This is a genomic window from Gemmatimonadota bacterium, assembly GCA_022560615.1.
Lineage (GTDB): Bacteria > Gemmatimonadota > Gemmatimonadetes > Longimicrobiales > Gaopeijiaceae > UBA1138.
In genome coordinates, this window is sequence record JADFSR010000023.1 from 24,945 (window position 1) to 39,737 (window position 14,793).

Annotated in this window: 9 protein-coding genes; 2 read left to right on the plus strand and 7 right to left on the minus strand. The window is 64.2% G+C overall.

Annotated features, from left to right (window positions below):
* Window positions 1-499: 499 nt before the first annotated feature.
* The 3 genes from IIB36_13360 to IIB36_13370 all read right to left on the minus strand — a co-directional run bounded on the left by IIB36_13360 (window position 500) and on the right by IIB36_13370 (window position 3,833).
* The gene (locus IIB36_13360; GenBank protein ID MCH7532727.1) at window positions 500-1,771 is read right to left on the minus strand and encodes a serpin family protein; all 1,272 of its coding nucleotides are present in this window, start codon (window positions 1,769-1,771) and stop codon (window positions 500-502) included.
* Between the two features lie 160 nt (window positions 1,772-1,931).
* Window positions 1,932-2,531, minus strand: coding sequence for a hypothetical protein (locus tag IIB36_13365; GenBank protein MCH7532728.1), 600 nt, complete (start codon window positions 2,529-2,531; stop codon window positions 1,932-1,934).
* Between the two features lie 225 nt (window positions 2,532-2,756).
* On the minus strand, window positions 2,757-3,833 hold the full coding sequence (locus IIB36_13370; protein ID MCH7532729.1) for a mechanosensitive ion channel family protein: 1,077 nt from the start codon (window positions 3,831-3,833) through the stop codon (window positions 2,757-2,759).
* A gap of 360 nt (window positions 3,834-4,193) precedes the next feature.
* Between IIB36_13370 and IIB36_13375 the strand changes: the two genes are divergently transcribed.
* Window positions 4,194-5,795, plus strand: a complete 1,602-nt coding sequence (locus tag IIB36_13375) for a D-aminoacylase (protein MCH7532730.1) — start codon at window positions 4,194-4,196, stop codon at window positions 5,793-5,795.
* 16 nt (window positions 5,796-5,811) lie between these two features.
* Here IIB36_13375 and IIB36_13380 read toward each other — a convergent pair whose 3' ends face one another.
* Complete coding sequence (locus IIB36_13380) at window positions 5,812-7,773, minus strand: ABC-F family ATP-binding cassette domain-containing protein (GenBank protein MCH7532731.1); 1,962 nt, start codon at window positions 7,771-7,773, stop codon at window positions 5,812-5,814.
* 76 nt (window positions 7,774-7,849) lie between these two features.
* The gene (locus IIB36_13385) at window positions 7,850-9,388 is read right to left on the minus strand and encodes an amidohydrolase family protein (protein MCH7532732.1); all 1,539 of its coding nucleotides are present in this window, start codon (window positions 9,386-9,388) and stop codon (window positions 7,850-7,852) included.
* 134 nt (window positions 9,389-9,522) lie between these two features.
* Here IIB36_13385 and IIB36_13390 point away from each other — a divergent pair, with 134 nt between their 5' ends.
* Window positions 9,523-12,327, plus strand: coding sequence for a peptidase (locus tag IIB36_13390; protein MCH7532733.1), 2,805 nt, complete (start codon window positions 9,523-9,525; stop codon window positions 12,325-12,327).
* Window positions 12,328-12,338: 11 nt separating this feature from the next.
* On the opposite strand, the gene IIB36_13395 is transcribed toward IIB36_13390, so the two are convergent.
* Window positions 12,339-13,502, minus strand: coding sequence for a Fic family protein (locus IIB36_13395; GenBank protein ID MCH7532734.1), 1,164 nt, complete (start codon window positions 13,500-13,502; stop codon window positions 12,339-12,341).
* A 100-nt stretch (window positions 13,503-13,602) separates the two neighbouring features.
* Entirely contained in the window at window positions 13,603-14,769 is a 1,167-nt protein-coding gene (locus IIB36_13400; GenBank protein ID MCH7532735.1) for an acyl-CoA/acyl-ACP dehydrogenase, read from the minus strand.
* Window positions 14,770-14,793: the final 24 nt, after the last annotated feature.

A 14,793-nucleotide genomic window follows, 5' to 3' on the forward strand; every position in this document is an offset into this window, starting at 1 on the left:
GGCCCTCCTCCGGCTTACCTGGCGGCTCGAATGAGCGCAGCTAAGAAACCCTTCGGAGGGAAGCCTTCGAAGTACTGATCGTTGACCAGGACGGCCGGAGCAATCCAACCGATTTCGCGTCCGCTTCACCCCGGCCCCGGCCAGGAACGCGCACGGTCCGCTCTCTCCTTCTATCGGCTACCCAAGCCGGCGCCGGACCAGCCGGGCGACCCCCGCCCGCATGCAGCCGATGTACGGCCCGAATCATCGGCGTGCTCGAGGCCTCGGTGGCGGCACAGTCCGCTGAGGCGGGCCTTGATGGTGGGCGCGTTGTCCTCGGCGGTGGTCGGGGCTGGGCAGGGTGTGGCAGAGGTTGCGGCCTACTCAACACCCGGAACGGAACGCTGGCCCCGCCCTCGAGCTCGCCGCCACCGACACGGTCGTCGCTTTCCTGCTCCGGCAAAGGCGCTGAAGTTGGTTCAGTCGTGGCGAAGCCCTGAGCCATGCACCAACACCGGACCTACCGGCACTTGCTCACGAGCGGCTCCGGCCCTGGATCCTCCGCCTGCGGATCGCCCACGAGCCCGACGAACAGAAGGGTCCCGGTCAGTCGCTCGCGAATCGCGAATACGAACGGTCGGTCGGCGATCAGTCCGTTGAACGAAAACGTACGGGCGCCCACCGCGGTGACGGCGGCGGCACGGGTCCCCCGCTCGTCGACCTCGATGAAGGTCTTCTGACGGACGAAGTCGATGCAGATCTGGTCGCCGATGGGGGACATGCGCGTGAAGTCCGCACCTGGCCTGAACGCGGAGCCCATCCCCATCGCATCGAGGGCGTCGTTCAGGAAGGCGTCGTAGGTCAGCTTGAACTTGGGGATCCTTACGAGATCCACGGTCGTGGGAGTGAGCCCGCCGATCACGCGATCCCACGTGTCGGCGTCCAGCCCGGCCAGGAAGTCCCGAGCGTCCTCGCGCGGAACGATCACGACCATGGCGAACGCCGCGCCGCCGTATGGCAGCTCCACCGCCGTGTAGTCGGAGCCGAATCCCAGCGGGAACTCCACGTCGCTGATCGACATCATGTCCACCTGGACCGTCGAGCCGTCTGCGCGCGTGAACCCCTGCCGACTCGTCTCGCCGGGATCGAACCGTGTGGTCCATGCGCCATCGAAGGAGATGGCGTTGATGAGCAGCAGCGCGAGCTCGGGATCCAGCTCGTCGAGGATCCTATCGATGAGACCGTTCGTGCTTTGCTCGACCCAGGCGTTGATCTCGGTGAGTGTGGCGGGGTCCCGGAAGTCTCTCGACTCGGATCGTGCCTCGAACGCCTGCTTCACCGCCTCGAGGAAGGCGGCATGGAACGGCACGTCCTCATTGGCCCAGAGCGAGTTGGCGATGTCGAAGCGGACCTCCGGGTCCAGCTCGGTCAGCAGCTCGATGAGCCCGTGGTAGGAGTCATTGATCTCCTCCTGCGAGAGGTCCGCAAATCCCAGCGTCGCGCGCATTCTGTCGAACGTCTCCCCGTCCGCACCGTTCAGCGTCATGCCCAGCGCCATCGAGGCGCTGAGCGGAGAGAGCACGATGTTTGCGCGCCCGTCCCGTGCGACGACCTCCCGAATGAGGTCCAGCCCGAAGCTGTTCACGCCGCCGATGACTCGCTGCTCGGCTACCGTGAGGGCCCGGGGAAGCTCGGTGATTAACTCCGACCCGGGGCCGAACGAGTCAGTGCACGCGGCCAGGACCAGTGCGACGGAAAGAACGGATCGAAAGTGGATGACGGCTCGTGACATGGGTCGTGGCGCGGGCAAGATTAGGATCGACAACTCTGGCGGCTCATGGTACAAACGAGCGAAGAGCGGAGGTCGTGACGGGAACCGACGCCCTCGGCCCTCCGGAAGTTGGGATCCTTTTCCTAGCCGGTACGTCGGCTGGACTGCCTATCCGCCTGCGCTAGCCGCTGGAATCAAGCCCGAGAAGCTCTCTCACCCGACCTTCGAGTCGAGTCATGCCGGCCTGTTGTCCCAGTTCGAACGCAGCCTCTGGATCGGCCCCGTCCACCCAGTACGCCTTGAGGGCGAGCATGGCTCCGACGCGGTTGCTACTCCCGCAGTAGAGGACCGTCGGCTCTTCTCCCACCGACTCCAGCAGAGCCGCGAGCGCCTCCACGTTCTCGCGCGTGAGCGCGTCTCCACCGGAAATCGGGAGGCGCTCGAAGTCGAACGACTGGTCGGCGGCACGAGCCTCTTCCCATCCGGCTCCCCGCTCGTCCGCTACCCTCAGTGAGATGAAGTGAGCGAAGCCAGCCTCCACGAGGCCGACGATTTGCTCTTCGGTCGGCTGGCCGGCCGTCACCAGATGGGGCAACGGCATACGCGCGTTCGACACGCCGAGCGCTGTCGCAGCGTCGAGGGTCGCTCCCTCAACAGACGCGCCACTCGTGACAGTCGCGGCACCCTCCGCCCCGTCGCCGGCCGGCTCCGATGTGCACGCTGTACCGACGAATAGGACTGCCATCGTCAGGGCAAGATTCCGAAGTGAGCGTCTGGTCACGAGGGGCCTCTGTCGGCTGAAGGGTCATGTCGACGCGTGCGATGGCACGCATCGCTCACAAGATAGACCCGATCGCATCCAGCGTCTCCCAGCTCCGCGCTAGACCTACTACGAAACGTTGGAGGTGAGCTGTCGAGGATGGCACGACGTGATGCCATGGATGGGCTACTCCTGAGGTGTCTTGCTGGCGGCCTACCGGATCTTGCTTCGCCGGATGCGGGACGTCTACCGTGGCATCTCCTTTATGTACACGTCCTGCTTCAGGTAGGGAATCTCGATTTTCTCCTCGTTGAATCGGCGATACACCTCGGTGTTGAGCGCGTCGGTGATGCGGCCGCGGAGGACGGGCTCCTCGATCCAACCCAGGAGCTCCAACTCGAGTCCAGAGGGGCCGAACGCGCGAAAACGGACGCGTGGTTCCGGCTCGGCGCACACGCCGTCGAGATGAACGGCGGTTTCGACAAGCACCTTCTTCACGTGATCGATGTCGGATCCATAGGCGCATGTGATTTTGATGCGTATGCGCTCCTTCTTGTGAGGTCCCCCCGTCTCGTTGATGATCTTGGTGTTGCCCATGACCGCGTTGGGTACGGTCACCTCGATGTCGTCACGGGTCAGGAGGCGAGTGCTGCGAAGCCCGATGTGGGTGACCCGTCCCCGTTCTCCAGTATCGAGAATGATGAAGTCCCCAATCCTGTACGGTGCGTCGGCGAGGATGAATACACCCGCGAAGAAGTTGGCGACCGTGTCTTTGGCGCCGAAGCCGACTGCGATCCCGATGATTCCGGCCGAGGCTAACCACCCAGTAACGTCCAGGTCCCAAACCAGGAACAGAAAGTAGGCGCCCGCCCCCAACAGCAGCACGTTGGACAGGTTGCGAAACAGGGGCAGTGTCTGTTCATCGATGAACCGGAAGCGGTCAGCCTGCTGACTCAGGGCCTCTAGGGCCAGTCCACTCACGCGTATCGCGAGACCGAAGCCGATGAAAACGGCCATTGTGCCGAGGGCACCGAACGTGACCCTTCGCATGACACCTTGCAGTGAGAGCAGATCTACGGCCACCGACAGGCCCCCGATGAGTACGAACAGAAACAGCGGCCGATGCAGCATCTCGACGATGCGATCGTCGAGGTCGGTCGTGGTTTTTTGTGCCCAGCGGGTGATCAGCCTGGAGATGACCCAGTCGGCGATCTTGGCGACCACGAAGCTTAGAACGACGACGATAAGGGCTTGAAAGCGCGGGTCGGCGGCCAAGTTGTTGAACGCACCGAACTGACTCAGGAAATTCTCCAGGGCCTGCATCACTCACCTCCCGAACGTGCGGACGGTACGTGTGGGTCTCTCGGGCGAGAGCCCACGCCACGTGATCGCGCTGATTCGCGACACGGGCGGACCAATCTTGCCTACAATCTCAGCTAGCGGAATGGAGTAGGCATCATGGGGACATGGCGTCCGCTACCGGTTTGGATCAGCAGCTAAGCAGCCCAAAGAGGCGTTCCGAGCGCCTCGTCGCCTCGGTACGCTTCGCTGATTCAGCGCGTAGGGCGTACAATGACCAACGGGCCCGGCCGCTGCGCGGACACTCCGGTGAGCACTAGCATGCTCACCTCCGCGTCGGGAGCGCCTTGACCGTTCTACGTAATACCTATACGGAGGGAGATCATGCGTCAGACTGCGCTCCTCGCCATCGCGGCCGCGCTCGCGGCAGCCCCCGCCGCAGCCCCTGTCCACGCCCAGAGGTACGACGTCCTGATCCGCGGAGGCACCGTCATCGACGGCACCGGCGCGCCCGGTTTTGCTGCCGATGTCGCGGTCTCGGACGGCAGGATCGTTGCGGTCTCCCGCGACGGGATCGACCCCGCCGAGGCGACGACCGTCATCGACGCCAGCGGCCAGGTGGTCACACCGGGCTTCATCGACAACCACGCGCACATCCAGCAGACGATCGCGGAATATCCGCTGGCCGAGAACTTCCTGCGGCAGGGGATAACCACCATCATCGCTTCGCTGCACTCCGGCAGACAGCCTTGGCCGCTCGATGACTTCGCCTCGAGCCTGGTGATGGCGCCCAACGTAGGGTTCTTCGCGGGTCACTCCTGGACTCGCCAGCGAGTCATGGGCATGGACAACCGCGCCCCCACGCCCCAGGAGCTCGAGGAGATGAAGGCACTCGTCGATCAGTCGATGCGCGATGGGGCGCTGGGTCTTTCGACCGGCCTTCTTTACGTGCCCGCGAACTTCGCCGAAACGGAGGAGATCATAGAGCTGGCCAAGGTCGCGGCGGCCCACGGAGGAATCTACGTGAGCCACATGCGAAACGAGGCGAGCGGGCTCATCGAGTCGGTGGCCGAAGTGATCCGAATCGCGGACGAAGCCGGCATCCCGGCGCAGATCAACCACCACAAGGCGGCTGGAGCCGCACAGTGGGGCTGGAGCGAGAAGACGCTGGCGATGATCGACTCCGCCAACGCGGCCGGGCTGACGGTCACGCACGACCTCTACCCGTACACGGCCTCGAGCACCGGATCTTCGATCCTCTTTCCGCAGTGGGCGCTCGCGGGTGGCTCGGACGCGTTCGCCGAGCGCGTCGCAGACCCCGAGACGAGGGCGCGCCTGGAAGAGGACATGCGCTTCATCTTCACCACGGACCGGACCGGGAGTGACATCTCTCGCATCCAGTTCCGCGTCTTGCGCTCGGACGAGAGCTACAACGGAAAGACGCTGGCGGACTACGCCGCCGACCGCGGTCTCCCCAACGACCTGGAGACGGGGATCGACCTGGCGATCGAGCTCCAGCTACAGGGCGGGTTCAGCGCGATCTACCACGCGATGGACGAGGCCGACGTCATCCGCATCCTGCAGCACCCGCTGGCCATGATCGAGACCGACGGGGACGCGGTGGGCTACGGCATCGGCTACCCCCACCCGCGCAGCTATGGAGCTTTCGCGCGCGTGCTCGCTCGCTACGTCCGCGAGCTCGGCGTCATCACGCTCGAGGAAGCCGTGAAGAAGATGACGTCGATGCCGGCCCAGTGGCTCGGACGCGCGGACATGGGCTTCATCGCAGAGGGGATGCGGGCCGACGTGGCGGTTTTCGACCCGGACGTGATCGCGGACCGGGCGACGTACGCCGATCCCCACCAGTTCTCGGTGGGAATCACCGATCTGCTGATCAACGGCGTGCCGGTGATCCTCAATGGCGGCCTCACCGGCGAAAAGCCGGGAAGATGGATTCGCGGACCGGTGCGAAGGCCGATCAGCTGAGGGTCAGAGCCTTCGGCTACTTGGCCTTGAGCGCGCTCAACTCCTCTTCGGTCCGTTCCCACTCGCTCGTCAGCTCGGCCACCTCACTCTTCAGGCGCGAACGCTCATCCTCCAGCGCCCTGACGTCGTCGGGCGGAGTTTGCTCGTAGTAGCCGGGTTGGCAGAATAGCTCATCGATTTCCAGGACACGCGCTTCGGCCGTGTCGACGCGAGCCATCAGCGTGTCGAGGCTCTCGCGCATGCGACTCCTGTGCGCCTTCGAAACACCTCGCCGGCCCCCTGCCGGCGCAGGCCCGCTCCCGTTGACCGACACGCCGGACCGGTCCTTGGCCTTCTTCTTCTTCTCCCGCTTGGCCTTGAGGATCACCCGGTCGGTGTCCAGATGGTCGTCGCCGCAGAAGTGCACGTACTCCTCGTATGTGCCCAGGTAGTCGACGATGTCGTCGCTCTTGATCTCCACGACGCGGGTGGCCAGCTGGCTCACGAACCAGCGATCGTGCGAGACCAACAGGAGCGTGCCTTCGAAGGCTCTCAGTCCCTCGACCAGCGCCTCGATCGACTCGAGATCCAGGTGATTGGTCGGCTCGTCCAGCACCAGGACGTTCGGGCGCTCGATCGCCAACCGGGTGAAGACCAGGCGCGTAGCCTCTCCACCCGAGAGCGCACTCAGCCGCTTCTTGCCGTCGTCGCCTGAGAACAGCATCAGCCCCATCCGGCCGCGCACATAGCCGATGTCCTTGTCCGGGCAAAAATCCCAGACCCAGTCCTCGGCCGTGCGCTTCGGCGTCTCGAACTGCTCGTGGTGGTCCTGGGCGAAATAGCCCAGGTGGGTCTCGTACCCCCACTGGACCTCTCCGCCGTCGGGCTCCAACTCGCCCATGATGATCTTGAGAAGCGTGGATTTGCCGATGCCGTTGGGCCCCATGATGGCCAGCCGGTCGCCCCGGTTCACGGTGAGGTCCACGCCGTGCAGCACCTCGTTGTCGCCGAAGGCCTTCTTGATGCCCTTGATGCTGAGCACTTCCTTCCCGCTGTTGCGCTTCTGCTCGAATCGGAAGGTGGGGTAGCGCCGCGAGCTCATGGGCAGCCCCGTGAGCGCAGCCGCCTTCTTCTCGATCATGCGCACCTTGCTCTGTGCCTGCCGAGCCTTGCTCGCCTTCGCCCGGAACCGGTCCACGAACTTCTGGTGATGCGCGATGTCCCGCTCGCGGGCCGCGATGTCCTTCTCCCTGCGCTCGCGCTCCAGCTGCTTCGCCTTCAGAGAGTCGGTGTAGTTCCCGTGATAGAGCAGCACCGTCTCGTAGTCCACATCCAGGACGTGCGTCATCACGTTGTCCAGGAATCGGTGGTCGTGGGAGATGACCACCGCCGGCCCCTTGAAGTCGCGCAGGAAGATCTCGAGCCAGCGAATGGAGATGATGTCGAGGTGGTTGGTCGGCTCGTCGAGAAGAAGGATGTCTGGGGCGCTCGCCAGTACCTGAGCGAGCAAGACCCGAAGCTTGAATCCGCCCGACAGCGTGGACACGCGAGAGCGATGCACCTCCGTCGGGAGACCCAGACCCTCCAGAATCGTGGCGGCTCGGGCTTCGGCCGTGTATCCGTCGTGCCGCTGAAAAGTCTCCTCCAATTCGGAAAACCGGTCCGCGTCGAAGTGCTGCTCGGCGCGTGCCAACAGCGCCTCCCTCTCCACCATCGCGTGCCACAGCTCCGGGTTGCCCATGAGGGTGACCTTGAGAATCTCCTCGTTCTCGTACACGAACTGGTCCTGGCGCAGGACTCCCATCCGGAGATGCTTCGCCACGGAGACCGTACCGTCACTGGACTCCAGGTCACCGCACAGGATGTTGAGGAGCGTGGTCTTGCCCGACCCGTTGGCGCCCACCAGCCCGTAGCGCTCCCCCGGGTTGAGCTGGAAGGAGGCGCCGGTGAACAGCGTGCGGTCGCCGAACGACTTTTCGAGGTTTGAAACGGAGATCATGGGGGAAGAAGCTAAAACGAACGGACGAACGCGTCCTTCAACCGTGATCCGTGACCAAGGTGAGCACGCCTCCCCGCTATTCTCGATTCGTCACGGGCCGCAACACCGGCCTCCGGAACGGCGCGCCCGGGATAAATTTTCCCGAGCCGGACTCGGCCACGACCGCGCCGTCGTCGTAGACGACTTCACCGCGGCGGATGGTGGTGCGCGGGAAGCCAGTCACCTCCAAGCCCGCATAGGTGGAGTACCCTGCCCTCGACAGCTGATCCTCGTCACGGATGAGCTTCGTGATCGTGGGGTCCCAAATCACGATGTCGGCATCCGAACCGACCTGGATCGTGCCCTTCCGGGGATAGAAACCGAACAGCTTGGCCGCGTTCGTCGAAGTAACTGCGACGAACTGCTCGAGCGTGATGCGACCCGTCAGCACACCCTCGGAGAACATCATCGGCAGGTACTCCTGGAGATTGGCGAGGCCCAGCCGCTTGTTCGCGAGCGTCTGGGTGGGGTCGAGCTTGGCCGCTCTCGTATATCCGGTGTGATCGGTTCCGATCGTGTGCACCGTGCCTTTGGCGATCCCTTCCCACAGCATGTCCTGGTCCCACTTGTCACGCAGCGGTGGCCCGCCCAGGTAGAGGCCGACGTCCGGCCGCTGGTACACCGCCGCCGTGAGGTGCAAATACATCGGCCGTGTTTCCACATAGACTGGAAGCCCTCGCGCCATTGCGTCCTCGGCCACCTTCAGCGCGCGCCCCGACGAGACGTGCAGGATGTACATCGGCGAGCCGGTCGCTTCCGCGATCGCGACGGCCCTCTGCACAGCGACCACCTCTGCGACGGCTGGGGCGCTCTGGGCGAAGTTGTGAATCGAGCCCCGGCCCTCGGCCATGAGACGGTCCCTGGCCTCCTGGAGAATCGCATAGTCCTCGGCGTGGATCATGCTGAGCACCCCTGCCCCGCCCGACGCTCGGAACGTCCGGTACCATTCGAGCACATGCTGGTCGTAGGCCGGCCGGGCCATGAAATCCTCGCCCGTGCTCACGAAGCCTCTCGACACCAGCTCGTCCAGACGGCTGCGCACGAACGGCGTGGGGTCGTTGCCCACGGCGACGTGCACGAAGACGTCGGCCATCCCGTTCCGCTCGATCGCGCCGATGACCCGAGCGGCGTACGCGTCCACGTCCTCGCCCGACCGCATCGAAATGAAGTTCGATACCGTGGTCACGCCGCCCGCGAAGGCAGCCGCGGATCCGCTCGCGTAGTCGTCCTGGTTCCTGTTGGGCTCGGGCGGGTCCGGCATCACCGGGTTGAGATGCGTGTGCGGGTCGACGGCACCCGGAAGCAGAAGCATTCCGCTCGCGTCGATCTCCCGCGCGCCTGCACCGGCTGCGAGGCTCGGTCCGATCTCGACGACCGTTTCGCCACGGATGCGGATGTCCGCCTCCATGCGCCCGTCGGCGGTAACGATCAGGCCGTTTCGGATGATGGTCTCGGCGGGCTGTTGCGCAGCAGCGGAGGCCGGCAGCGCCAACATGAGCAGTGCGAGCCACGCGAGCGATCGCGCGAGTGATCGCGCGAGCAAACCAGCAGCCGGAAGTGTCTTCAACGTAGTCATGTCAATCCGCTCCTTGCTCGCCCGTAGCGGCGATGGGGTCACGCCGCAAAGTGTGTCGGCCGTGGGGAGATCGACAGGAGTGGCTATTCTGTTTCCAAACGGGAGCGCTGGCTCCCCATAGCGGCAGGGTCATCATGAAAAAGTCTTCGCAGGCATCCATCCGGACACTTCTGTGCGCTGGGCTCCTGGCAGTGACCGGGCCGGCTCTCCAGGCGCAAGAGGTCACGACACCCATGGCCCAGTTCGGCCACGACATCGGTGACGACTATTGGCTCGCGACGTATACGCAGCTGACCGAGTACTGGCAGACGCTCGCCACGGAGTCGCCGCGCATGGTGCTGGACACCATCGGCTACACCGCCGAAGGTCGCCCTCACCTCATGGCGATCATCACTTCTCCGGCGAATCACGCGAACCTCGAGCAGCACAAGAGCAACGCGCGGCGGCTGGCGCTCGCGAACGATCTCAGCGAGGAAGAGGCACGCGAGCTGTCCCAGACCGCGAAGGCCGTCGTGTGGATCGACGGAGGGCTGCACGCGACCGAGGTGCTGGGCGCGGCCCAGCTCATGGAGATGGCATACCAGATGGTGAGCCTCGACGATGCCGAGACTCACCGCTTCCTGGACGACGTGATCACCCTTCTGGTGCACGCGAATCCGGACGGAATGGAGCTGGTGTCGAGCTGGTACATGCGCGAGCCGGACCCGATGCAGCGAAGCACGCGCGGCATCCCCCGTCTCTATCAGAAGTACATCGGGCACGACAACAACCGCGACTCGTACATGGTGACACAGCCCGAGACGGAGAACATCTCGCGCATCATGTTCCGCGAGTGGTATCCCCAGATCATGTACAACCATCACCAGACGGGCCCGTCGGGCACCGTCCTGTTCGCGCCACCGTTCCGCGATCCACCCAACCACAACGTGCATCCGCTCGTGACCCTCGGCATTCAGGCGGTAGGCACCGCGATCCATCAGAGGCTCGTCGCCGAGGGCAAGCCGGGCGCGACGATGCGCCAGGGCGCCAACTATTCCGCGTGGTTCAACGGCAACCTCCGCACGACCAGCTACTTCCACAACATGATCGGCATCCTGACGGAGACGCAGGGCAATCCAACTCCCATGCGCATCCAGTTCGTGCCCGACCGGCTGCTAGCGGTCAACGACCTGCCCGCACCGATCGAGCCTCAGGAGTGGCATTTCCGGCAGTCCGTCGACTACTCCATCACCAACAACCGCGCGATTCTGGACTACGCCTCGCGCTACAGGGAGACGCTGCTCCACAACCGCTATCGCATGGGGCAAGACGCCATCCAGCGCGGCAGTGAGGACTCGTGGACCATCAGGCCCAAGCTCGTCGCGAGGGTGACCGCCGAGCTCGCGGCGGGTAGGCGGGCGGGAGCGGGCGGGGGTCGAGGGGGCTTCGGTCGTGGTGGTCTGGCGCCCGAGGGGTTCCAACTATTTCGGGATCCTGACCTGAGAGACCCGAGGGGGTACATCATTCCTGCGGACCAGCCCGACTTCCCCACCGCGGTGAAGTTTGTGAACACGCTGGAGAAGAACGGGGTCACGATCCACCGGGCCACCGCGCGTTTCACGGTCGCCGGCAAGTCCTACCCTGCCAACTCGCTCATCGTGCGCAGCGACCAGGCATACGCTCCGCACGTATACGACATGTTCGAGCCGCAGGATCATCCCAACGACTTCGAGTACGACGGAGGGCCACCGGTGCCCCCCTATGACAACGCCGGTTACACGCTTGCGCTACAGATGGGCGTGGAGTTCGATCGCATTCTGGACGGCTTCGACGGGCCCTTCGAGGTGGTGCAAGGCTTCTCGTCACCGCCTCCGGGTCGCATCACCGATGCTGACGGGGCGGCAGGCTTCATGGTGAGCCACGCCGTAATCGACGCAGCCATCGCCACGAACCGGCTGCTAGCGGCGGACCAGAAGGTCTACTGGATATCGGAGGCCGTGATGGCCGCCGGTCAGAGCTGGCCCGCTGGAACGCTGTGGGTGCCCGCGACCGCGACGAGCCGTGAGATGATATCCCAGATCGCCCCCGAGCTCGGCCTGGACTTCGTCGGCGTGGCGTCGACGCCGTCCGTGGACGCGCTGGAGCTCAGCCCGGTCACCCTCGGCCTGTGGGACCGATACGGCGGTTCGATGTCGTCGGGCTGGACCCGCTGGATGTTCGAGCAGTACGAGTTCCCGTACGAAGTGGTCTACCCGCAGACACTGAATGATACGGGGCTCGGAGACGACTTCGACGTCCTGGTATTCGAGGACGGAGGGATTCCGGGAGCCAGCACGGGCTTTGGCGGATTCGGCGGGCGCGGCGGGGGCGGCCGCGGAGGCCAAGGCAGCATCCCGCAGGAGTATCAGAGGATGCTCGGCAGCATCACCGCCGACGAGACCATCCCGAACCTCATCGATTTCGTTCGGGACGGCGGCACGCTCCTGGCCATCGGTTCATCCACGGCGATCGCCACACATGCGGGTCTGCCCATGACGAACCATCTCACGGATGGAGAGAACAATCCCTTGGGGCGCGCGGTGTACTACGTGCCCAGCTCGGTGCTCGAGATGGCGGTCGACAACACACACCCGCTGGCCTACGGCTTCGGGGACCACACGAACATCATGTTCAACAACAGCCCCGTCTTCCGCCTCTTGCCGCAAGCGGCCAGCCAGGGCGTCACACCCGTGGCGTGGTTCGATTCCGAGACGCCGCTGCTGAGCGGGTGGGCGTGGGGAGAGCACAGGCTCTTCGGCGGCACGACGGTTTCGGAGGCGAAGCTCGGTGACGGCCGCATCTTCCTCTTTGGTCCGCTCATCAAGAAGCGGTCACAGCCTCACGCGACCTTCAAGTTCCTTTTCAACGGCATCCACCTGGGGGGAGCGACGCCGGTACGGTTGGGAGGCGTAGCGGAGTAGCGCCTAGCGATTTATCGAAGCTCGATCGGCAAGCGCCAGGGTATCCGGAGACTCAGCGCGTCCCCGCACGCGCGGTATCGATCGCCGGTCTTGGCTATGAGGTCCATCTCCTCCAGCACTTCGAGATCGCGGACGAGCGTGCGCTCAGAGAGCCGAGCGTAGCTCCGAGCCAGGCTGGGCGTGAGGAGAGCGATGTCGTCCAACGTAAGGTCGTGGCCAACTGGGAAGCTGAGCATCAATTCACGCCGTCGCTTGAACACGTTCTTCTTCGTATATCCCAGTTCGGCGAATCGATCGTAGATGAAGCCACGCCATGCGATCTCGAATTGACCCCTCTGGATCCCCTCGAGCGTCTCCATGAGGCCGTCGCGGAAGCCCTGGACCGCGTAGTCGATGAATCCGGTCAAGGTCCGGGTCTTCGCAGCTTGCTCGAGTTGGCGGTAGTACTCCGGCCGAGTGTCGTTGTAGAGATTCGCCAGGATGTGCGAAGCGATGTCGGGAGTCCCGGCACGGAGGAGGACGTAGAACTCCAGAAGTCGACCTGTCCTTCCGTTCCCATCACCGAACGGGTGAATCCACTCGATGTAGACGTGCGTGATGATCGCCTGGACCACCGCATCTGCGAACGGCTGTTCCCCGGTATTGAACAGAAACTCCTCGGCCAGCCAAGCGCAGAGGTGATCAACCAAGCTCGGGACCAACTCTGGAGCGGGACATTTGTATGGTCCCACAACCCTGTCGTCGGTCCTGAAGCGGCCCGGCACAGCGTCGAAGTGAGGCCCGAGGTCCTTGCCGATCATTCCGTGTAGACGGAGGATGAATTCCGGCGATATCGGCTGACCCTCTCTTTCCGTGGCGACTTCGACCAGGAGCCCGTTCATGGCCTCGAGGACGTTTCGTACCTCGATCTCCTGGTATTCTTTGCTAGGGGGAAGGGACTCGCCCGCGGCGACGCGCTCGATTTCTCTCGTTGTTAACGTGTTCCCCTCGATGGCAGTGGTCGCCTGAGCACCTCTTACCAGAGAGACGCCGAGCAAGCGATCGCGGTCCTCGGGTCGGAGCGGCATTTGGCAGACCGCGAGGATGATCGCGTGACACTGGCCGAGCTGGTAGCGAGCTTTAGGCGATACATCCCAGTGCCTGCGGAACGCGAGGTGAGGGTAGCCGTCGGTCATTTGACAAACATGCCGGTTATTTGTCTTCGTGAGTGTCGGTATATATGTCACCGCACTTGACCATGCAATGTCTGGATGGGCGACGCCGTGAGTCCGCGACTCAATAGGACTTCGGCAGCCCCAGAGCCTTCTCTGCGACATGGCAGAGGATCAACTCGGGGCTGACGGGCGCCAGCCTCGCGATTATCACTTCGCGCAGCAAGCGCTCCACATGGAATTCCTTGGCGTAGCCCATGCCGCCGTGGGTCATCACGGCGCGCGTGCAGGCCTGGAAGCCCGCTTCCGCGGCAAGATACTTGGCGGCGTTGGCCTCGAGCCCGCACGCCTCTCCTGAATCGTAGACGCTGGCAGCACGCATCGTCATCAACCAGGCCGCCTCCAGTTCCATCCAGCTCTGTGCCAGGGGATGCTGGATCGCCTGATTCTGACCGATGGCACGATCGAATACGACGCGCGTCTTCGCGTACTCGGTCGCACGGGCGAGGGCGTTCCGTCCGATCCCGATCGCCTCGGCGGCGATGAGAATTCGTTCCGGATTGAGGCTGTGGAGAAGGCAAGCGAATCCATGCCCTTCCTCTCCGACCCGGTCGTCCACAGGCACCGGCAAGCCATCGATGAACACTTCGCAGGAATCGACAGCGGCGCGACCCATCTTGGGAATCGTCTTCACGTCGCAGTAGTCGCGGTCCAGGTCCGTGTAGAAGAGGGTCAGTCCGTCGGTGCTGCGCTCGCGTTCCTCCTTGGGCGTGGTGCGGGCCAGCAACATGATCTTGTCGGCCTCCTGGGCCGTGGAGGTCCAGACCTTCTTGCCGCTGATCACGTATCCCTCGTCCGTACGCCTGGCCGTGGTCGTGATCGAAGTCGTGTCCAGACCCGCATCGGCCTCCGTGACGCCGAAACAGGACTTCGTCTCACCTCGAATGAGTGGCGGCAGCCAGCGTTGTTTCTGCTCGTCCGTACCGAAGACCACGATCGCGTGGGGTCCGAAGATGTTGATGTGGATCGCCGAGGCGGCGCTCATCGCTCCGGCCGAGTTCGCTACCGTATGCATCATCAAGGCGGCCTCGGTGACGCCCAGGCCCGCCCCGCCGTACTGCTCCGGCATCGCGATGCCGAGCCAACCGCCGTCCGCCATCGTGCGATGGAAGTCGAAGGGGAATTCCTCGGTACGGTCGCGCTCCAGCCAGTAGTCATCGTCGAACGGAGCGCACGCCTTCTGCACGGCGTCGCAGATCGACTGTTGGTCGGGGGTCAGTGAGAAGTCCATTGGGGGACTAAGCATCGAACCCGT

Coding starts and splice junctions, on each gene's coding strand:
- IIB36_13370 (MCH7532729.1), bottom strand. CDS start 3,833: ATGCAGGCCCTGGAGAATTTCCTGAGTCAGTTCGGTGCGTTCAACAAC.
- IIB36_13400 (MCH7532735.1), bottom strand. CDS start 14,769: ATGGACTTCTCACTGACCCCCGACCAACAGTCGATCTGCGACGCCGTG.
- IIB36_13395 (MCH7532734.1), bottom strand. CDS start 13,502: ATGACCGACGGCTACCCTCACCTCGCGTTCCGCAGGCACTGGGATGTA.
- IIB36_13360 (MCH7532727.1), bottom strand. CDS start 1,771: ATGTCACGAGCCGTCATCCACTTTCGATCCGTTCTTTCCGTCGCACTG.
- IIB36_13380 (MCH7532731.1), bottom strand. CDS start 7,773: ATGATCTCCGTTTCAAACCTCGAAAAGTCGTTCGGCGACCGCACGCTG.
- IIB36_13390 (MCH7532733.1), top strand. CDS start 9,523: ATGAAAAAGTCTTCGCAGGCATCCATCCGGACACTTCTGTGCGCTGGG.
- IIB36_13375 (MCH7532730.1), top strand. CDS start 4,194: ATGCGTCAGACTGCGCTCCTCGCCATCGCGGCCGCGCTCGCGGCAGCC.
- IIB36_13385 (MCH7532732.1), bottom strand. CDS start 9,388: ATGACTACGTTGAAGACACTTCCGGCTGCTGGTTTGCTCGCGCGATCA.